Annotated in this window: 17 protein-coding genes; all 17 read right to left on the minus strand. The window is 50.2% G+C overall.

Annotated features, from left to right (window positions below):
- Positions 1–121: 121 nt before the first annotated feature.
- Entirely contained in the window at positions 122–2977 is a 2856-nt protein-coding gene (uvrA, locus tag FC99_RS09840) for an excinuclease ABC subunit UvrA (RefSeq protein ID WP_048732365.1), read from the minus strand.
- 20 nt (positions 2978–2997) lie between these two features.
- On the minus strand, positions 2998–5004 hold the full coding sequence (gene uvrB / locus FC99_RS09845; protein WP_048732367.1) for an excinuclease ABC subunit UvrB: 2007 nt from the start codon (positions 5002–5004) through the stop codon (positions 2998–3000).
- Positions 5005–5929: 925 nt separating this feature from the next.
- Positions 5930–6457 (minus strand): hypothetical protein, encoded by a 528-nt coding sequence (locus FC99_RS09855; RefSeq protein ID WP_048732370.1) that lies wholly within the window; start codon positions 6455–6457, stop codon positions 5930–5932.
- The gene (locus FC99_RS09860; protein WP_048732372.1) at positions 6454–7101 is read right to left on the minus strand and encodes a YfbR-like 5'-deoxynucleotidase; all 648 of its coding nucleotides are present in this window, start codon (positions 7099–7101) and stop codon (positions 6454–6456) included. Before FC99_RS09860 ends, FC99_RS09855 begins: the two co-directional genes overlap by 4 nt.
- A gap of 372 nt (positions 7102–7473) precedes the next feature.
- Positions 7474–8415 (minus strand): thioredoxin-disulfide reductase, encoded by a 942-nt coding sequence (trxB, locus tag FC99_RS09865; RefSeq protein ID WP_082153172.1) that lies wholly within the window; start codon positions 8413–8415, stop codon positions 7474–7476.
- A gap of 65 nt (positions 8416–8480) precedes the next feature.
- Positions 8481–9392, minus strand: coding sequence for a UTP--glucose-1-phosphate uridylyltransferase GalU (gene galU, locus FC99_RS09870; protein ID WP_048732374.1), 912 nt, complete (start codon positions 9390–9392; stop codon positions 8481–8483).
- A gap of 35 nt (positions 9393–9427) precedes the next feature.
- On the minus strand, positions 9428–10441 hold the full coding sequence (locus FC99_RS09875; protein ID WP_048732376.1) for an NAD(P)H-dependent glycerol-3-phosphate dehydrogenase: 1014 nt from the start codon (positions 10439–10441) through the stop codon (positions 9428–9430).
- A gap of 15 nt (positions 10442–10456) precedes the next feature.
- Positions 10457–11320 (minus strand): prolipoprotein diacylglyceryl transferase, encoded by an 864-nt coding sequence (gene lgt / locus FC99_RS09880; protein ID WP_048732379.1) that lies wholly within the window; start codon positions 11318–11320, stop codon positions 10457–10459.
- A gap of 3 nt (positions 11321–11323) precedes the next feature.
- The gene (gene hprK, locus FC99_RS09885) at positions 11324–12259 is read right to left on the minus strand and encodes an HPr(Ser) kinase/phosphatase (RefSeq protein WP_048732381.1); all 936 of its coding nucleotides are present in this window, start codon (positions 12257–12259) and stop codon (positions 11324–11326) included.
- A gap of 90 nt (positions 12260–12349) precedes the next feature.
- Positions 12350–12721, minus strand: coding sequence for a phage holin family protein (locus tag FC99_RS09890; protein WP_048732382.1), 372 nt, complete (start codon positions 12719–12721; stop codon positions 12350–12352).
- 1 nt (position 12722) lies between these two features.
- Complete coding sequence (locus tag FC99_RS09895) at positions 12723–13061, minus strand: PspC domain-containing protein (RefSeq protein WP_048732384.1); 339 nt, start codon at positions 13059–13061, stop codon at positions 12723–12725.
- Positions 13062–13791: 730 nt separating this feature from the next.
- Positions 13792–14469 (minus strand): phosphate signaling complex protein PhoU, encoded by a 678-nt coding sequence (phoU, locus tag FC99_RS09900; RefSeq protein ID WP_048732386.1) that lies wholly within the window; start codon positions 14467–14469, stop codon positions 13792–13794.
- Positions 14470–14480: 11 nt separating this feature from the next.
- The gene (gene pstB, locus FC99_RS09905) at positions 14481–15239 is read right to left on the minus strand and encodes a phosphate ABC transporter ATP-binding protein PstB (protein WP_048732388.1); all 759 of its coding nucleotides are present in this window, start codon (positions 15237–15239) and stop codon (positions 14481–14483) included.
- 17 nt (positions 15240–15256) lie between these two features.
- Positions 15257–16045: a phosphate ABC transporter ATP-binding protein PstB gene (gene pstB, locus FC99_RS09910; RefSeq protein ID WP_235805907.1), complete on the minus strand. Its 789-nt coding sequence runs from the start codon at positions 16043–16045 to the stop codon at positions 15257–15259.
- 48 nt (positions 16046–16093) lie between these two features.
- Positions 16094–16978 carry a phosphate ABC transporter permease PstA gene (pstA, locus tag FC99_RS09915; RefSeq protein ID WP_048732391.1) on the minus strand — a complete coding sequence of 295 codons (885 nt, stop codon included), beginning with the start codon at positions 16976–16978 and terminating at the stop codon, positions 16094–16096.
- Entirely contained in the window at positions 16978–17913 is a 936-nt protein-coding gene (pstC, locus tag FC99_RS09920; RefSeq protein WP_048732393.1) for a phosphate ABC transporter permease subunit PstC, read from the minus strand. Before pstC ends, pstA begins: the two co-directional genes overlap by 1 nt.
- A complete protein-coding gene (locus FC99_RS09925; protein WP_048732395.1) occupies positions 17914–18795 on the minus strand; it encodes a phosphate ABC transporter substrate-binding protein in 882 nt (293 codons plus the stop codon).
- Between the last annotated feature and the right edge of the window lie 857 nt (positions 18796–19652).

Genomic DNA, 19652 nt, shown 5'->3' on the forward strand with positions numbered 1-19652 from the left:
GGTCCACAGCGGACTTTCACCGCCTAGTTAGCGCCCATGCCGGGCGCACACAAAAAGGACACCAAACCGCACATTAGCAGTCTGCTGTCCCAATTATGACGTTTTCATGACTAATCGTCAGTTACTTCTTCTGGTCCGCTTCCGTGCGCGCACGGTCCCGTTCCAGGACGGGCTTTAAGTACTTCCCGGTGTAACTATCCTTCACTTCAGCCAGTTCTTCCGGTGTTCCGGTCGCCACGACGTTACCGCCAGCTTCCCCACCTTCAGGGCCCAAGTCGATCAAATGATCCGCCGTCTTGACCACATCCAAGTTATGTTCGATGACCAGGACCGTGTTCCCTTTATCAACCAGTCGGTGCAAAACGACCAATAACCGTTTGATGTCATCTGCGTGCAATCCCGTGGTTGGTTCATCAAGAATATAGAAATTCTTACCGTTCTGCTGCTTGTGCAGTTCGGAAGCTAATTTCATCCGTTGGGCTTCCCCACCAGACAACGTTGTCGCGGGTTGACCTAATTTCACGTATCCCAGACCAACATCTTGAATCGTTTGAAGTTTCCGCGTGATCTTCGGAATAGCGTCAAAGAATTTCAAAGCTTCACTGACGGTCATGTCCAACACGTCAGCGATGTTCTTGCCCTTGTACTCAACTTCCAGCGTTTCGGAATTGTAACGGGTCCCATGACAAACCTCACACGGCACGTAAACATCGGGTAAAAAGTTCATTTCGATCTTTAAGATCCCATCCCCGTGGCAGGCCTCACAACGACCACCCTTGGTGTTGAAACTAAAGCGGCCCTTCTGATAGCCCCGCAGCTTGGCATCGTTGGTTTGGGCAAACAGCGTCCGGACGTCATCAAAGACTCCGGTATACGTTGCTGGATTACTCCGCGGCGTCCGTCCAATTGGACTCTGGTCAATATCAACTAGGCGCTCAATATTTTTGACACCGGCAATGCTCTTGTATTTCCCGGGTTTCTCTGAGTTGTGATTCAACTTTTGCGCCAGCGCTCGCTTTAAAATCGTGTTGACCAGCGTCGACTTACCAGAGCCGGAAACCCCAGTGACCACGACAAATTCACCCAAAGGAAAATCAACCGTAATATCCTTCAAGTTATTTTCGGCCGCACCAGTCACCCGAATCTCCTTACCATTCCCCTGACGTCGTTCCAACGGCACTGGAATGTATTTCTTGCCGGACAGGTACTGACCCGTCAACGATTTTCGTGAGCGCATGACTTGCTTAGGCGTCCCAGCGGCCATCACGTGGCCCCCGTTTTCACCGGCCCCCGGGCCAATATCCACAATATAATCTGCGGCCCGCATGGTGTCCTCATCATGTTCCACAACAATCAGTGTGTTTCCCAAATCGCGCATCTGCTTCAAAGACGCAATCAACCGATCATTATCCCGTTGATGGAGACCAATTGAAGGTTCATCCAGGATGTAAAGCACCCCAGACAGATTAGACCCAATTTGCGTGGCCAACCGGATCCGCTGGGCTTCCCCACCAGACAACGTCCGTGCCGATCGACTCAGTGTCAGGTAATCCAACCCCACGTTGCGTAAGAAGGTCAACCGATCACGAATTTCCTTCAAGATCGGTTGGGCAATGACTTGGTCCTGTTCGCCAAAACTCAAGTCGTTAAAGAAACTCAATTCCTTATCAACGGGCAGATTGGAGACCTCACCAATGTGTTGGTGATTGATTTTCACACTCAACGCTTGCCGATTCAGCCGGAAGCCGTGACAGGTCTGACAAGTCAGTTCGGTCATGTACTTGCGCATCACATCGCGAGTAAAATCACTGTTCGTTTCATGGTAGCGCCGGTCAATGTTCGGAATGACCCCTTCAAAGGCCACGTCAACGTCGCGCACACCACCAAAGTCATTTTCATAGTGGAAATGGAATTCCTTACCCTGTGAGCCATATAGAACCAGTGCCTGGTCGTTCTTCGACAAGTCTTTAAATGGCGTATCCATGTCGACGTCAAAGGCCGCACAAGCCTGTTCCAATAAGGCCGGGTAGTATTGTGAACTGATTGGGTTCCAGGGTTCTAAGGCCCCTTCACGCAATGTTTTCGTTGGGTCGGGCACGACTAGATCCATGTCGACTTCCAGCTTGACCCCTAACCCATCACAGTCGGGGCAAGCACCAAATGGCGCGTTAAAGGAGAAAAGTCGGGGTTCCAATTCACCCACGGTAAACCCACAGACAGGGCACGCATAGTGTTCGGAGAAGATCATTGGTTTGCCGTCGATCAGATCAGCGATGGCATAGCCACCACTCAGGCGTAAAGCCGCTTCAAACGAATCGAAGAGCCGGGAACGAATTCCCTTCTTCACAACGACCCGATCGATGACGATAGCGATGTCATGACTCTGGTTCTTATTCAGTTCAGGCACACTGTCGATATCTAAAATCTCACCGTCGACCCGTACCCGGACAAAGCCTTCCCGCTGGATCTTTTCAAAGATCTTCTTGTGTTGCCCCTTCTTGGCCCGGACAATGGGCGACAAAATCTGCAATTTCGTCCGTTCAGGCAGAGTCAACACCTGATCGACCATCTGCTCAACACTTTGACTGGTGATCTCGGTGCCATCATTCGGGCAGATCGGTGTCCCGACCCGTGCCCACAGCAGCCGCAGGTAATCGTTGATTTCCGTAACGGTTCCCACCGTGGACCGCGGGTTCTTCGAGGTCGTCTTCTGATCAATGGAGATGGCGGGACTTAGACCGTCAATGGAATCCACATCTGGCTTATCCATTTGCCCTAAGAATTGTCGTGCATACGACGACAGGCTTTCCACGTAGCGTCGCTGTCCTTCAGCATATAAGGTGTCAAAGGCCAACGAGCTCTTCCCAGAACCCGATAGACCACTGATGACGACCAGTTTATTCTTGGGAATTGTGACGTCGATATCCTTTAAATTGTGGGCCCGCGCCCCGTGAATCACGATTTTATCGTTTACCAATTGGCATTCTCCTAACTAACCTAGTCCCCGATTTCAGTCTTCATGTCCATGATTGTATCCCGCAAGGACGCCGCCTGTTCGAAGTCAAGCTTCTTAGCCGCGGCCCGCATTTCGTCTTCCAATCGGGAAATTAATTTCTCTTGATCTTCCTTGGTCATATCTTCAAAGTCACTCGCAACAAAGTCATCTTTTTCATCACTATTGTCGTTCTTCTTCGTAACGGCGATCAAATCACGAATTGGCTTAATAATCGTAGTTGGCGTGATGCCATGTTTCTTATTGTAATCGATCTGCACTTGACGCCGCCGCGCCGTTTCATCAATCGCGGCCTGCATGGACTCCGTCACGGAATCAGCATACATAATTACTGCCCCGTGGGAATTCCGCGCTGCCCGACCGATCGTTTGGATCAAGGATCGTTCGTTACGTAGGAAACCTTCCTTATCGGCATCCAAAATGGCCACCAAAGAAACTTCAGGAATATCGATACCTTCCCGCAACAGGTTGATACCAACTAACACGTCGTACTTCCCTAACCGCAGATCACGCATGATTTCCGTTCGTTCCAGAGTCTTGATATCTGAGTGAAGGTAAGCCACTTTGATCCCAAGATCCTTCAGATAGTCCGTCAAATCTTCCGCCATCTTCTTGGTTAGTGTCGTCACAAACGTCCGCTCGTTCTTGTCGACCCGCGCGTTGATTTCGCCAACTAGGTCATCCATTTGCCCCATAATTGGCCGCACCTCAATGGTTGGATCCAGCAATCCGGTTGGCCGAATGATCTGTTGCACGACGTGGTCCGTCTGCTCCGATTCGTATGGTCCCGGCGTCGCGGACATATAAATGACTTGATTAATGTGTTGTTCAACTTCATTGAGCTTTAATGGGCGGTTGTCCAGCGCACTTGGTAGGCGGAAGCCATAATCGACTAACTGTTGCTTCCGCGCACGGTCACCATTGTACATTCCCCGAACTTGCGGCATGGTCACGTGAGATTCATCGACGACCAGTAAAAAGTCCTTGGGGAAGAAATCGAGTAACGTGTACGGTGGCTCGCCGGCTTTACGGCCGTCCATCCACCGCGAGTAGTTTTCGATGCCGCTGGTGTAGCCCATTTCGCGCATCATTTCCAAATCGTAGGTGGTCCGTTGCTTGAGCCGTTGGGCCTCCAGCAACTTGCCCTGACCCTCTAATTCAGCGACCCGGTCTTTCAGTTCACCCTCGATGCCGGCCGTGGCCTTCGCCATCACGTCATCGTTGGTCATAAAGTGGGTCGCCGGGAAGATGGCCACGTGTTCACGGTCGCCAACAATTTCACCGGTCAAGGAGTCCACTTCACGAATTCGGTCGATCTCATCACCGAAGAATTCGACTCGTAACGCCCGGTCATCCCGTGAAGCCGGGAAGATTTCGACCACGTCGCCGTGAACCCGGAACCGGCCCCGCTGGAAGTCGTAGTCGTTTCGTTCAAATTGAATGTTGACCAACTTACGTAACAGCGCGTCACGTTCGATTTCTTGGCCAACACGCAGGGAGACCACGTGATTTTTATATTCAGTTGGGTCCCCTAACCCAAAGATGGAGGAAACGGAGGCCACCACAATGACATCGTTTCTTTCCAACAACGAACTCGTCGCCGAATGTCGTAACTTATCGATCTCGTCGTTGATTGATGAGTCCTTTTCAATATAAGTATCACTCGACGGCACATAGGCTTCCGGTTGGTAATAATCGTAGTAACTCACAAAATATTCCACCGCATTGTTCGGGAAGAATTGTTTGAACTCCCCGTAGAGTTGACCCGCCAAGGTCTTGTTGTGAGAGAGCACCAGCGTAGGCTTATTGACGTTCTTAATGACATTAGAAATGGTAAACGTCTTTCCAGTCCCGGTTGCCCCTAATAGAATCTGCGCCTTCTCACCATCGTTCAGACCCTTGGTCAACTGCGCAATGGCGTTCGGTTGGTCCCCGGTCGGCTGGTAATTCGACACTAGGTCAAATTTACGGTCCGTTTGTCGATCAATCATCAGTGAATAACCTCCTTACTCGTTTAAACTACTATTTATTTTACCGTACATTTACGTCGTTAGATACTTGTGTACCTGATTCGCACTATGGACGTCAGAAATGGGCTCAGGAACGGCCACACTGCTCCAGCCCATCTCTACTAGCCAATCAGCTAAAGGTTGAAAGTTCCAAAATGCCAGTCATGCCTGCTCTAGCAACAACAGTGAGACTAAAACTAGGCAACCTGGTGGGCCCTTCGCCTTACCGGCCGGCAGATATGGGCTGGATCGGGGCGAACACAACTTGAAGCCTCGAAAGAACCGAGTCTCCAAGCTTGGTTTTCTACTAAGCCGGCAAGAATCGCCAGCTAAGTAGAACGACGCGCCTGAGCCCATATCTGCCGACCTCCCGGCTTACATAGTGTTCTTAGGCAACGAGGATACTGACTGTAATAATCGCTATAGATTGGACCGAAAGCGCTAAGCCGCCATGTCTTCCGCCTGCTGTCGTTGTAAAGCACAGTCAGAGCTGGAGGAGGACAGGGATGCAGCCAGCCGTGGAGGTGGTGTTAGCTGGTGATTTTTTAGCCAGCTTACAGCACGGGCGACTTTGGAGACACGCGGTCTTCGTGGCTTCAAAGCGAGCGAGAAGACTGGTGATTTTCCAGTCTGAAGTGTCCCCACAGCAGGCGGAATCCCTGTCAGCCGGAGTGCGGCAATTTTACACTATCTTAACGGTGCGAATCCTTGCCAATACTGGGGCGAGACAGGTATCTCATCTTTCAACCTTTAGCCAATCAGGCGAAAGAACTACCCAGTTGCCAAATTCCCAACCTTTGTACGGTAATTTAACTTTTAATTTCAGCAGAAAAGATGGGAAACGGATCGTTTCCCATCACGTAAAATTATTCTACCATACCGAACATACTTTCGCTAGTTTGGCGTCCTACCGATCAAATTTGTCTTGGTAAATGGTCACGTTGGCGACCCGTTCACCCCGAACAACCGTGGTCGTCTGGACGGCAGTTAACCCCAGGTCGTCCCAGAACTCTTTCATCTTACGGTCACCCATGAAGACGCTGAGCTGTAATTGAACAGCGTCCGCGGTCCGTAACGTCTTGACCAGGCTCCAGTAGTAAGCTGCTGATTGCGCTGTGGCCAGGCTCTTGGCCGGTAGCCACATGCCCAACCAGACTAAGCTCGGCAACGGATAGTCGATAATCAGGTCCACCAAGACAACGAGTTCGTCGCCTTCAAAGACTCCCAGGTAGGCCTTCTGGTCTGCTTGCGCGTTCAAAGGAACGTCCGTCACGTCTTGAATGGCCTCTTGTCGGGTCACAGGGTGATCTTGAAAATGATCAAAATAATCCGGATGGGCCGCCTGAAATTGATAAATCAGGTCGTCATCCGCGTGAGTCAACGGTCGGACCGTTGCTCCCGTCAAGTTCTGGTTCCACACCTCGGCTAACTTCATGCCTGCGCCTCCTGCTGTTGTAAAAGTTCGTCCGTCAACTGTGCCAATTTTTGGCGATCACTAAAGTCTGCCGCCAACATTTCTGGGAGCACTTCGGCCAAGAAATACTTCACGCAATCTAGCCGCTTAAACGTTAAAATCGTGCTCAAACTTTCCCGGTAGATTTCTGTATAAACGGGTTCCGGATTACCCTTTTGAATTTCACCAAATGATTCGTAGAGTAAGTCGACCTTATCAGCCACGGAAAGAATCTGACCTTCCAAGGTATCGTCTTTGCCTTCACCTAGCCGCCGCGTATACGCCGCTTGAAACTGCTTAGGAATTTCGTTTTCAATGAAGTTCGCAGTCAGCGATGTCTCGACATCAGCCAACATATGGCGCAGCTGTGGCGTTGCGTACTTGACCGGCGTCTTGATGTCACCGATAAATCGCTCCGTATAGTCATGGTTCAACGCTTTTTCGTAGACCAAGCGCCAGTTGACCGCATGCCCAGCTTGTTCCTCCACGTCACCCAAGAACTGGGCAACCTCAGCGACCTTAAACGAATGGGCCGCCACGGAATGTTGCTCGAACTTAAAGTAGCCAGGTGCCCGATTGATCGTTTCCAAGTCACTCAAACTTTGTAAAAACTGATTCATCCCCATACTTCTGCCAACTCCCTTGATTTTTTTGAATTCACTTCCGGTTAAAAGCTCTCGGCTAGTTACCACCAGTATACTCGATTGGACTGGGTCGCACTACGGCTGCCAGGAATTCCACCTGCTATGGGGAACGCCTTCAGCCCATATCTGCCGGCCGGTAAAGCGGAATCCCCACTATGTTGCCTAATTCTAGTCACCATCTCACTGTTAGCTCAAGTATACCAGCTACCGAGGATTTTTACCGGTTAGAATTCGCGATTAAAACGAAAATCGACTTTAGCCAAAATTCATTTTAATACCAAACATTGTAGTCCCTTTTAGCGTAACAAAAAAGCGGAAACATCCCTGAATGGTTGTCTCCGCTAAGTTTAACATTTATTTCGTTGGCGCTGCCTGTGACTTCAAAGCTTCAATGTAACTGAAAGCTTCTTGGCCAGCAATTCCGCCGTCACCGACGGCCGTCGTAATTTGACGGAGCGTCTTTTCACGCACGTCACCAATGGCGAAAATGCCAGGAACAGACGTGTGCATCAATTCGTTCGTTGGAATCCAACCTGCATCGTTGGTGATGCCCAGGCCCTTGAAGGACTCGGTCATTGGTAAGTTCCCCACGTAAATGAAGACCCCACTAACGGCCTTTTCACCGGTCTCACCGGACTGATTGTTCTTGGTTGCCACGCCGGTCACCTTCATGTCGTCACCCAACACTTCGGTCACGCTCGTGTTCCAAACAAATTCAATCTTATCGTTGGCAAAGGCTCGGTCCTGGATAACTTTTTGTGCCCGCAGCTTATCGCGACGAACAAAAACGGTTACCTTGGATGCTAAACCAGCCAAGTAGATACTTTCTTCAACCGCAGAGTCGCCACCACCAATGACAGCAACTTCACGGTTCTTAAAGAACGCACCATCGCAGACCGCGCAGTAAGAGACACCTCGGCCACCAAATTGATCTTCACCGGGCACGCCCAGCTTCTTATATTCGGAACCCGTAGCCACGATAACTGCCTTGGCAGAATAGTCACCATCGTCGGTCTTCACAACCTTATGATCGCCCTGATCTTCGATAGATTCTACGTTACCATAGGCAAATTCGGCGCCAAATTGTGTCGAGCCATCGTACATATCCTTCGCCAAGTCTGGTCCTAAGACGGACTTGAACCCCGGATAATTTTCGATTGCTGCTGTGTTGTTCATTTGACCGCCATAGATTCCACGATCCAACATCAAAACGGATAAGTTGGCCCGTGAGGCGTACAGTGCCCCGGTCATACCGCCAGGACCCGCACCAATCACAATGACATCATAGTTTTTCAACGTTAACGCTCCCTTCTGCTCTTAAGCCATGGTGCTACTCTACTATTAAAAAGTAAGTTTGTCACCTACTTTGACTTGGGCGCCTTAGCTTTCTCGTCGTCCTTAGCCAAACGGGTGCTCAGTTCCTTAATGTAGGCCCGCAGTTGGTCCTTCGTTTCTGGATGGTTCAGTCCATATTCAATGTTCGTCTTGAGCCAGCCAAATTTGTTACCAACGTCGAACCGCTTGCCCGTGTATTCGTGGGCAAAGACCCGTTGCGTTTTGTTTAAGTTATCAATGGCGTCAGTCAATTGAAGTTCATTGCCCAACCCAATTGGTGTGTTTTCCAAAGCTTCAAAAATCTCTGGGGTAAATAAGTACCGACCGATGATGGCCAAGTCACTAGGTGCCTCATCAGGTTGTGGCTTTTCCACGAAGTTCGTCACGTTGTACAGACCCGGTGCAGTTTCTTCAGAAGGATTGATAACCCCATACTTGGCGGTATCCTTGTGTGGCACCCGCATTACGGCTAACGTTGACGCACCCGTTTCGTTGTATCGGTCAATCAACTGCTTGGTCAAAGGTACCTTGCTATCGGTCATGTCATCACCCAACATCACAACGAAGGGTTCGTCACCGATAAAGGCCTTGGCCGTCAAAACGGCGTCACCCAAGCCACGTGGGTAAGGTTGCCGAATAAAGTACAAGTTCATGCCCGTCGTCTCTTGGACCTGACGGAGCATTTCGTCCTTGTGCTTAGCCGCTAAGTTAGCTTCCAGTTCAGGGTTAGAGTCAAAGTGGTCTTCAATGGACCGCTTGGACTTCCCATCAACAATGACAATATCTTCGATTCCGGACTTGCGTGCTTCTTCAACGATAAATTGAATCGTTGGCTTGTCCACGATCGGTAACATTTCCTTAGCTAAGGCCTTAGTGGCTGGTAAAAATCGGGTACCCAGACCCGCGGCTGGAATGACTGCTTTTCTGACTTTTCTCATAATATAAATATCCTTTCCCGTATCCCCAGAGCTTTTTAGAATTCAGACCGACCCTCGCGTTGCATTAGGTCGGAGATTGCTTTACGAATGTCCTTACCCTCGTAAATCACTTGGTAAATAGCTTCCGTAATTGGCATGGAAACGCCCCGTTCTTGGGATAACTCGTAGGCGGCCTTGGTTGTGGCCAGTCCTTCGATTACCATTCCCATGTGGTTGATGACGTCATCTAAGGCCTCCCCACGACCTAATTCGTCACCAGCACGCCAATTACGTGAGTTGGAGCTGGTGGCCGTTACGATCACGTCCCCAACTCCAGATAACCCAATAAAGGTCATTGGGTCAGCACCAAACGAGGTCCCTAGCCGAGAAATTTCGGCTAAGCCCCGTGTCATCAGGGCGGCCTTGGCGTTGTCGCCGTAGCCTAACCCGTGTAAAGCACCGGCACCTAAAGCAATAATGTTCTTCAGTGCGGCACCAATTTCGACCCCGATAACGTCCGAGTTGGTGTAAACCCGGAAGTAAGGCGTCATGAACAATTTTTGCGTGTACTTTGCGGCGTCTGGGCTCTCACTAGCCGCCGTGATCAAAGTAATATCTTTACGCGCAACGTCCTCGGCGTGACTTGGCCCGGACAAAACAGTCACGGACTTTCGATTAGTTGCGGGAATCTCTTCCGCTAAGATCTGCGAAATTCGTTTGTAAGTCTTCTGTTCGATTCCCTTGCTGGCATGAATCAGTTGGGGTTGTAAGCCCGTCTTTTGCAAGATTTCACTGACTTGACCGGCAACGGCACGAACTGCCTTAGTTGGCACAACGAATAAAATAGCATCGACGTCAACCAACGCACTCGCTAAATCGGAGTAGGCCACTAACGAGGGAGAAAAGGTGAAATCCTTAATATAATGCGAATTCGTGTGCTGCGTGTTGAGTTCCTCAACTTGCTTAGGATTGTACGACCACAGCCGAACGTCGTGACCATTTTCATCCAAGACGCTCGCTAAGATTGATCCCCATGAACCGGCACCGAGTACTGCAATTTTCTCTGACATAGTAATGGATTCTCCTTATTTAGAAAGATTAGTTCGTTCCCGAAACGGGGTACCGTCCAGATAATCCGGTGGCGTCACGGCTGCCCGCCGCCGATAGATCCAGATGACCAACGCCCCAACAAACAAAACGACCGAAAGCAGTTGCGAGACGCGAATGATTCCCAATAACATCAAACTATCCGTCCGCATACCTTCGATGAAGAAACGCCCCAGTGAATACCAGAGCACATAACTCAAGAAGACCTCGCCCTGTTTAAAGAGGCCCGGGTAGTGTCGCAGACTCATCAATACGATGAAGCCTAACAGATCCCAAGTCGATTCATACAGGAACGTTGGTTGACGGTAGGCGCCATCAATAAACATCTGATTGAGGATAAATTGTGGGAGGTGTAGCCCTTGAAGAAAGGCCAGACTCGTGACCCGACCAAAGGCCTCCTGATTCATAAAGTTTCCCCAACGACCAATGGCTTGCCCCAGAATAACCGTGGGGGCCGCCACGTCAAGCATCAACCAAACCGGAATAAACCGTGACCGACAAAAGAAGAAGACGACCAGGCCGGCACCGATCAACGAGCCATATATCGCGATCCCCCCATCCCAGATGGCGATAATTTCGCCTGGGTGGTGCTGATAATACGACCATTGAAAGACCACATAATAGAGCCGTGCCGCAATCAAAGCCGCTGGCAAGGCCCATAAAATCATGTCATAGATGTCGTCGGGATCGATTCCTCGTCGACGACCCTCACGTACGGCCAAAGTGACCGCTAAAACTACGCCGGAGGCAATAATAATGCCATACCAGTGAACCGCGATGGGCCCTAAACGAAAGGCGATGGGATTCAACGCCGCAATAATTGGTGAAAAAATAACGCCCATCTCCTATTCTTTTTTCGAGTTTTGCTTGATTAGACGATTCAAGTTATCATCAAAGACCTTCGTCGCATCGTATCCCATGGAACGAGCTCGGAAGTTCATCGCGGCCGCTTCAATGATAATGGCTAAGTTACGACCCGTTTTTACCGGAATCGTAATCTTCGGTACCACCACGTCAAAGAACCGTTGGGACTCGGTGTTGTTGCCGAGACGATCGAAGTGGTTATCATCGTGCCAGAGTTCAAGGTGAACAATGAGATCGATGTCCGTTTCGCTACGGACCGCACCAGCCCCAAACAAGTTCATAACATCAATAATACCGATTCCACGGATTTCTAGCAAGTGGCTCAGGATAGCTGGGGCCGCCCCAACCAAAGTTTGCTCGTCCTGTTGATAGACTTCCACGCGGTCATCAGCAATCAACCGATGGCCCCGTTTAACCAGTTCTAGAGCGGTTTCACTTTTACCCACGCCGGAATCCCCAGTAATCATGACCCCGACCCCGTAGATATCGACCAAGACGCCGTGAACAGACTGGCGTTCGGCTAACTTACCTTCGAGGAAATTGGTCATATTACTGAGCACCCGTGACGTGGTCAGCTTCGTTCCTAGAATCGGAATACCAGCCTCCTGTGCGGACTGCTTCAGTTCTTCTGGTGGATCAAGTTGTGTAGACACCACAAAAGCCGGCGTTTCTGGCTGACACATTTTGCGCATAACGTCGAGCAATTGTTCATGGGACATGCCTTTAGCGAAAGACGTTTCCGTGATTCCTAAAAGTTGAATCCGTTTTGCTGGATAGTAGTTAAAATACCCGGTTAATTCCAAACCAGGCCGTGAAATATCGCTAGTGGTAATCTTGCGTTCCAAGTCATCTTCGCCGGAGTAGACATCTAACCGGTTAGCTTTGACAAGTTCGGCCACTGTGACGCTTTCTGGCATTGGGCGCTCCTCCTTACTGCATCGTAAAACTACCCTTAATTTTAGCACTTTAACGGGGGAACTCCTACCAAATTCCTTTGAGTTCGCTAGTTAATCGTGCGCATAGTGATCACTGATAATCGCATTAAAAATTGACATGACAATGGCAATGATCAGTGTGGTCCCAAATGAGGTGAATGTGAAGCTACTCCCCACAAACCAGGACGTTAATTCCAGCATGATGGCGTTGATCACCACGCTGAACAAACCCAGGGTCAGAATGGTGATTGGTAGTGAAAGCACGAATAGAATCGGCTTGACCACCGCGTTTAATAACGCCAGTACAAAACTGGCCAGCAGGGCGATGCCAATACTCGACACATAAAATGAGTGCTGGAATGACCCGGCCAATGAGCTCTGGAAGAACCCAGCCAACGCCAGAAAGATCACTGCGTTTACTAAAATTCGGCTCCAAAAGCGCATGCTACTCACCATCCTTGTGCTGATCCTTCACGTCTTGTTCCGTGACGTCATGAATCACCTTACGGCCGGTATCCTGGGATTCAGATGACCCCCCGTTACGGAAAAGGTCGCCGATATTCGGCCCAGCTGGTCGCGAGTCATCCAACGGCATAAAGGACATCACAATCACGTAGAGCAAGAGTCCCAGTACACCATGCGTTGGTAATGCTAAGGAAACCAAGACGTAGATGATTCGTAAAAGATTCGCATTCCAACCAAAATATTCAGCAATACCGCCCAACACCCCACCGACTAAACGGTTAGTGCGTGAACGGACGAAACGTTTTTTGTTACCTGCCATCAGCGGACACTCCTTTTTTAAGACAGTTATTAAATATAGATTGATGAAACTTGGCCACACTGCGGCTGCCAGGGATTCCGCCTGCTGTGGGGACGCTTCAGACTGGAAAATCACCAGTCTTCTCGCTCGCTTTTGAGCCGTGCAGAACACACGTCTCAAAAGTCGCCCGTGCTGTAAGCTGGAAAATCACCAGCTAACACCACTTTCACGGCTGGCTACATCCCTGGCCTCCTCCGGCTCTGACTGATCATTGCCATCACAACTGTTAAAAATGTTGTCATGCCTGACCTTACTACGCTTTCAGCTCAGCACGTAGCAACGCAACAGATGTACTCGCTACTCCATACAAAACACCCATGTAAGCCGAGAGGTCGCTAGATATGGGCTCAGGCGCGTCGTTCTGCTTAGTTGGCGGTGATTTCCCGCCGGCTTAGCAGAAAACCAACCTTGGAGACTCGTGATTTTCGAGGCTTCAAGTTGCGTTCGCACCGTTCCAGCCCATATCTGGCGGCCGGCAAGGCGAGGAACAACGCCACTATCGCCACCCATTAGGGAAAGTTGCCACCCCTGTATCAGTTATTATATACGAAATTAGTTAACCTTGTCATGTAATGTCACGAGTCCCCTGACGCCCCCATGATTGACTGGCTTATGGCAAGAATAGCGAAGACGGCCACTGAAAGCAAGTCTCCAGTGGCCGTCTCGGCAAATCTTCAATTTAGATTAACGTTTAGCCTTCGCCATCTTGACTAGCCGAGTTCAATTCGATGATTTGGCCCGACTTCAGGTAAACGATCCATTCACAGACGTTCGTGACGTAATCGCCGATCCGGCTGAGATCCTGAGCAACGTTGAGGTAGATAGAGGCGCCCGTTTCAAAGGCTGGATCCAAGCGCATCTGCTCATAACTATCCGCTCGCACCTGATGGTTCATCTGATCTAGCTTCCGATCGACCGCTGCTAACTCCCGGGCTTCCTCTTCATCCTTATTCACGTAAGCGGTCAGGACATCCTTCACCATCTGCGTCGTTAACTGCCCCATTTGGCCCAACAGTTGCTCCAAGACCGGAATCTTTTGCTTACTGCCGAACTTGATGGTCGCGTGCGCAATGTTTCTGGCGTGGTCCCCGGCCCGTTCTAGTTCTGAGACGGCCTTTAAAATCGTGACGATTTCTCGTAGATCAGTCGTCACCGGTTGGTACAACGCAATCATTTCAAACGTCTTTTTCTCTAATGCAATTTCGCGTTCGTTGATTTGGTGGTCCTGGTCAATAATTCGCTGTGCGGCCACCGCGTCACGGTTCGTAAAGGAATCTGCGGCCTGTTGAATAACCTCGCTGACCAACATCCCCATTTCAGTGAAATCTGCATCTAACTCTGCTAATTCGTCATCAAATAATCTTCTCATAGCCTGCCTCCTTACCCAAATCGACCACTGATGTAGTCTTCCGTCTGTTTCTTCGCTGGATTCATGAAAATATTCTTGGTTTGGTCCACTTCCACCAGCTCGCCATTCATAAAGAAGGCGGTCCGATCCGCAATCCGCGATGCTTGCTGGAGGTTATGGGTCACAATAATAATCGTATAATCGTGCCGTAAATTCAAGAGGGTTGCTTCAATTTGGCTACTGGACACCGGATCCAACGCACTCGTTGGTTCATCTAACAGGATAATCTCTGGTGAAACGGCGAGGACCCGCGCGATGCAGACCCGCTGTTGTTGCCCCCCGGACAGAGCCAGGGCGCTTTCGTGCAGATGGTCTTTGACTTCATCCCACACAGCGGCTTGCCGCAACGACTTTTCAACCACCGCATCCAACTTTTCCTTGTCTTTTTCACCGGCAATTCGTAATCCATAGATCACATTGTCGTAGATTGAGAATGGAAACGGGTTGGGCTGTTGGAAAACCATCCCGATTTCCTTACGAATTTCCACGGTATCTGCGTTAGGGGCGTACAAGTTCTCCCCTTTAAACTTGATGGTCCCCGTAATCGTCACGTTAGGAATTAAATCGTTCATCCGGTTTAGCGTCCGTAAATACGTGGACTTTCCACACCCGGATGGTCCGATCAATGCCGTGATCCCCTTGGCGTCAAAATTCAAGTTGATGCCCTTCAAAGCTTCTTTTTCCCCATAGTACAGATGGAGATCCTGGGTCGTTAAAATTTCCTCACTCATTTGTTTTCTTCCTCCTCTTAGCCGAAGTTCCCCGAAACGTAATCACTGGTGACCTGAACCTGCGGATTCGTAAATATTTGGCTCGTGGTGTCATACTCCAACACCCGTCCCTGATTGAAAAATGCCGTATATTCACTGATCCGCGCGGCCTGTTGCATGTTGTGAGTCACAATGATAATCGTGTAATGCTGCTTAAGATCCAACAAAGTATCCTCTAACTGACCGGTCGACACGGGGTCCAGAGCACTCGCCGGTTCATCCAACAATAAAATGTCGGGTTTCACGGCGATCGCCCTGGCAATACATAACCGTTGTGCCTGTCCCCCAGACAGGGCTAACGCGCTCTTGTTCAGGTCGTCTTTGACTTGATCCCAGAGGGCTGCCTGTTTGAGCGACGTCTCCACAATTTCATCCAACTCGTGTTTGTCCGTAGTCCCCCGCAATCGCAAGGCAAACGCGATGTTGTCGTAGATGGATTTTGCAAATGGGTTTGGCCGCTGGAAGACCATCCCCACCCGCCGTCGCATCTCGTAGACGTCAATGGCGGGCTGGTTAATGTCCACGCCCCGGTACATAATTTTTCCGGTCACGGTGGCGATTCGATCATTCATTCGATTCAACGACCGTAAGTACGTGGACTTACCCGAACCAGAGGGGCCAATCAACGCGGTAATCTGATTGCTACCAAACTGTAAGTCGCCTTCGAACAACGCTTCTTTCTTACCATAGAAGACGTGTAGATCCTCCGTCGACAGAATAATTGGGTGGCCCGGATCGTTCGGTTGGACCACGTGCCGTTCTTGCATGACTGTTCCCTTCGTCACATCGTTATTGATAAACATAGCACCCCTCCTTTACGCCGACGTTAGGCGCTTGTATAGTCGCTTACCCACATAACGGGCAGCAAAGTTGAACAGTAAGATGGCAATAATCAGGACCGCCGAAGACCCAGAAGAAATGGCCTTGGCATCCGGCATGATGCCTTCAGAGTTGATCTTCCAAATGTGAACGGCCAACGTTTCTGCTGGACGCATTGGATTCAGTGGACTGGAGATGTTAAACGGATTCCAGTCGGCAAAGTTCAGTGCTGGGGCACTCTGACCGGCGGTATAGATCAAGGCGGCAGCTTCACCGAAGACCCGCCCAGCACTTAAAATAACCCCGGTCAAGATGCTGGGAACAGTCGCTGGTAAGATGACCCGCGTGATTGTTTCCCACCGTGACAGGCCTAATGCTAGACCCCCTTCACGCTGCTCAAGGTCGATCGTTCGTAACGAGTCTTCAATGCTCCGCGTGAGTAACGGGAGGTTGAAGAAGGTCAACGCAAACGCCCCGGAGAGGATGGAGAAACCCAACCGCAGCTTCACCACGAAGAACAGGAAGCCAAACAGTCCCACCACCACGGACGGGAGCGAACTGAGAATTTCAATCGCCGTACGAATCGTCGTGGTGACCCAGTTATCCCGTGCGTACTCATACAGGTAAATAGCCGCTCCCAACGCAATCGGAAAGGAAATTGCCATAGCCAGAATCAACAGGTAAAACGAATTGAAGAGTTGAACGCCGACCCCGCCGCCCTTAAGAAAGGCTTTGGCGGGTGCCGTTAAGAAGTGCCAACTCAGTTGTGGCAAACCACTCGCTAGAATGTAACCCAGTAAGGCCAGTAAGATCAGCACAACTAGTCCGGCGATCCCATACAGAGCGCCAATCGCAATTTTATTTTGTTTTTTGGAGTTCATTACTGTAAGCGCCCCTTTCGACCGATCAACCGGATAATTAAGTTAAAGACCAGTGACATCAGTAGTAAGACCAGTGCCAATGACCAGAGCGCATTATTTTGTAACGAGCCCATCACGGTGTTTCCGATACCCGTGGTCAGTACGGACGTTAAGGTCGAAGATGGTGATACCAGACTGTTCGGCATCAACGCGGCGTTCCCAATCACCATTTGAACGGCTAACGCCTCACCAAACGCCCGGGCCATGCCAAAGACAACGGCCGTCATCAAGCCCGGCGTCGCAGCCCGGAGCACGACTTTATAAATCGTTTGCCACTGGGTCGCCCCCAAGGCTAGTGAAGCTTCTCGGTAATAACGAGGCACGGATTTCAAGGCGTCCGCACTCATCGACGTGACCGTCGGCAAGATCATGACGAACAGGACACAGGTTCCGGAGAGAATCCCAAACCCACTACCGCCAAAGATTGCCCGGGTGGTTGGGACCACGACGGACAGACCAATAAACCCATAGACTACAGACGGAATCCCGACCAATAACTCGGTCACGGGCTGAAGAATCTTCGCTCCCCTGTTCGGTGAAATTTCATTCATAAAGACCGCCGTCCCAATGGCAAATGGAGTAGCCACGATGGCCGACAAAATCGTAATCAAAAACGAGCCGACAATCATCGGTAGTGCACCAACTTCCGGCTTACCATTGGCATCCGTGATGTTAGGATTCCAACTCTTTCCGGTCAAGAAGTCCCACAGATTCACGTGATTACTGGTAAACGTGGCAATTCCCTTTGAGGCCACAAACCCAATGATAGCCACAACAACGGCCACGATTAAGAGCAGGGCCGTCAAGCTAATGGTCCGCCCCCAGATTTCTAATTTAGCAGCCTTAGAATGACGCGTTAATTGTTGTTCAAGTTGCTGCGTGGTCTTGGTCTTCATCTAGGCGCCTCCCAATAAGGTAATTTTACCAGTTGCATCCCGCTCGACCGTCATCTGACTGGGAGATAGGTAACCCAACTGCCGGACTAACGTTTTTTGGACTGCCGGTGATTCAACGTACGCAATGAATTTCTTGGTTAAGCCCGTGGGCTGGCCCTTCGTATATAAATGCTCGTACGACCAGATTTTCCAACGGTTCGTGGTCACGTTGTCCTCAGTTGGCGACACGTTGTCTAAGGAAAGCTCCTGCACCGTTTTATCCACATAGGAAAACGCCACGTAGCTAATTGCTCCCGGCGTCGTGGAAACGATGGACCGGACCATCCCAGAGGAATCCTGTTCCTGCGCCGTCTTCGAACGGTGCTTGGCCAACCCAAACTGTTCAAAGGTTGCCCGGGTCCCGCTTCCTTGCGCCCGGTTGATCAAAACGACTGGTAAGTCTGCGCCACCCACCTGTTTCCAGTTGGTGACCTTACCCGTGAATACCCGAATCAATTGAGCCGTCGATAGGTTCGTTACCCCGACTTTACGGTTCACAATCGGCGTAATTCCCACGACCGCCACTCGGTGATCAACTAGGTCAGCCGCACGAATTCCCTTTTGTTCGCCAGCAAATAAGTCGGAATCACCGATTTGAACGGCTCCCTCCTGGATTTGACTGAGACCCGTTCCGGTTCCTCCACCTTGAACATTGATAAACGTTCCCAGGTGTTCTCCGGTATACTGTTCCCCAGCAGCTTCCACTAAGGGCTGTAACGCCGTTGAACCAACCGCCGTGATCGATTCGCCAGCATGACTGACCTGTCGCGTCTGGTAGGCATACACGCCCAGTACCACCACAATCAGCAAGCCTAGACCTTGCCACCAGCGTTTCTTCGACATACCGTTAACCTCCTAATAGTCGCGCATCACGCCCGACCTTTTCAAAAGTTAGTATAGCGAACGAATGTAAACATCATGTAGACGTATTGTAAAGGTTGTGTAAATATAACCCGATACTGATAATTTAACCGTTAAATCGGTGTCAACGGTCAAGGATTGTGGTTACTGGTCGCACTGCGGCTGCCAGGGATTCCGCCTGCTGTGGGGACGCTTCAGCCTGAGGAACGGGCTTCTCGCTCGTTTTGAAGCCGCGAAGAACACGCGTCTTCAAAAACGCCCGTGCTGTAAGCTGGCTTCAAACCCACCAGCTAACACCACCTCCACGGCTGGCTACATCCCTGGCCTCCTCCGGCTTAGACAGATTTTTCCAACTACAATCGGCTTTTCTCAATTACTGGCATTGACGCTTAGAACACACTGGCATAACAGTCCAGATTCAGCTGATAACTATCCAACATTCCACAAAAGAAGTCGCTATATGATTGAATAAAACTACTCTTCACATCTCCATAAATATTCACATGCACAAAAAGAGCCTGAGCAAGCTACTCAGACCCTTCATTATAAAACTTCAATTAACCATCTAAGGGTTAAAAGATGAAATACCTGTCTCGCTCCAGTATCGGTAAGGACTCGCACCATTAAAATAGTGCAAAACTGGCCGCACTCCGGCTCAGATTGAGTTCTATCGCAACAATGACTGGAAAACGCGTAAGTTTAGCACATTTAGTCCAATCAATAGCGACTGGTAAAGTCATTATCTCTGTCGTCTACTCACACTGTCTAAGCCGAGAGGTCGGTAGATATGGGCTCAGGCGCGTCGTTCTACTTAGCTGGCGATTCTTGCCGGCTTAGTA

The sequence above is a fragment of the Levilactobacillus koreensis JCM 16448 genome (assembly GCF_001435525.1).
Lineage (GTDB): Bacteria > Bacillota > Bacilli > Lactobacillales > Lactobacillaceae > Levilactobacillus > Levilactobacillus koreensis.

Coding starts and splice junctions, on each gene's coding strand:
- FC99_RS09875 (WP_048732376.1), bottom strand. CDS start 10,441: ATGTCAGAGAAAATTGCAGTACTCGGTGCCGGTTCATGGGGATCAATC.
- FC99_RS09895 (WP_048732384.1), bottom strand. CDS start 13,061: ATGGCAGGTAACAAAAAACGTTTCGTCCGTTCACGCACTAACCGTTTA.
- FC99_RS09860 (WP_048732372.1), bottom strand. CDS start 7,101: ATGGGGATGAATCAGTTTTTACAAAGTTTGAGTGACTTGGAAACGATC.
- phoU (WP_048732386.1), bottom strand. CDS start 14,469: ATGAGAAGATTATTTGATGACGAATTAGCAGAGTTAGATGCAGATTTC.
- lgt (WP_048732379.1), bottom strand. CDS start 11,320: ATGGGCGTTATTTTTTCACCAATTATTGCGGCGTTGAATCCCATCGCC.
- pstB (WP_048732388.1), bottom strand. CDS start 15,239: ATGAGTGAGGAAATTTTAACGACCCAGGATCTCCATCTGTACTATGGG.
- FC99_RS09925 (WP_048732395.1), bottom strand. CDS start 18,795: ATGTCGAAGAAACGCTGGTGGCAAGGTCTAGGCTTGCTGATTGTGGTG.
- uvrB (WP_048732367.1), bottom strand. CDS start 5,004: ATGATTGATCGACAAACGGACCGTAAATTTGACCTAGTGTCGAATTAC.
- pstA (WP_048732391.1), bottom strand. CDS start 16,978: ATGAACTCCAAAAAACAAAATAAAATTGCGATTGGCGCTCTGTATGGG.
- FC99_RS09890 (WP_048732382.1), bottom strand. CDS start 12,721: ATGCGCTTTTGGAGCCGAATTTTAGTAAACGCAGTGATCTTTCTGGCG.
- FC99_RS09855 (WP_048732370.1), bottom strand. CDS start 6,457: ATGAAGTTAGCCGAGGTGTGGAACCAGAACTTGACGGGAGCAACGGTC.
- pstB (WP_235805907.1), bottom strand. CDS start 16,045: ATGCAAGAACGGCACGTGGTCCAACCGAACGATCCGGGCCACCCAATT.
- hprK (WP_048732381.1), bottom strand. CDS start 12,259: ATGCCAGAAAGCGTCACAGTGGCCGAACTTGTCAAAGCTAACCGGTTA.
- galU (WP_048732374.1), bottom strand. CDS start 9,392: ATGAGAAAAGTCAGAAAAGCAGTCATTCCAGCCGCGGGTCTGGGTACC.
- pstC (WP_048732393.1), bottom strand. CDS start 17,913: ATGAAGACCAAGACCACGCAGCAACTTGAACAACAATTAACGCGTCAT.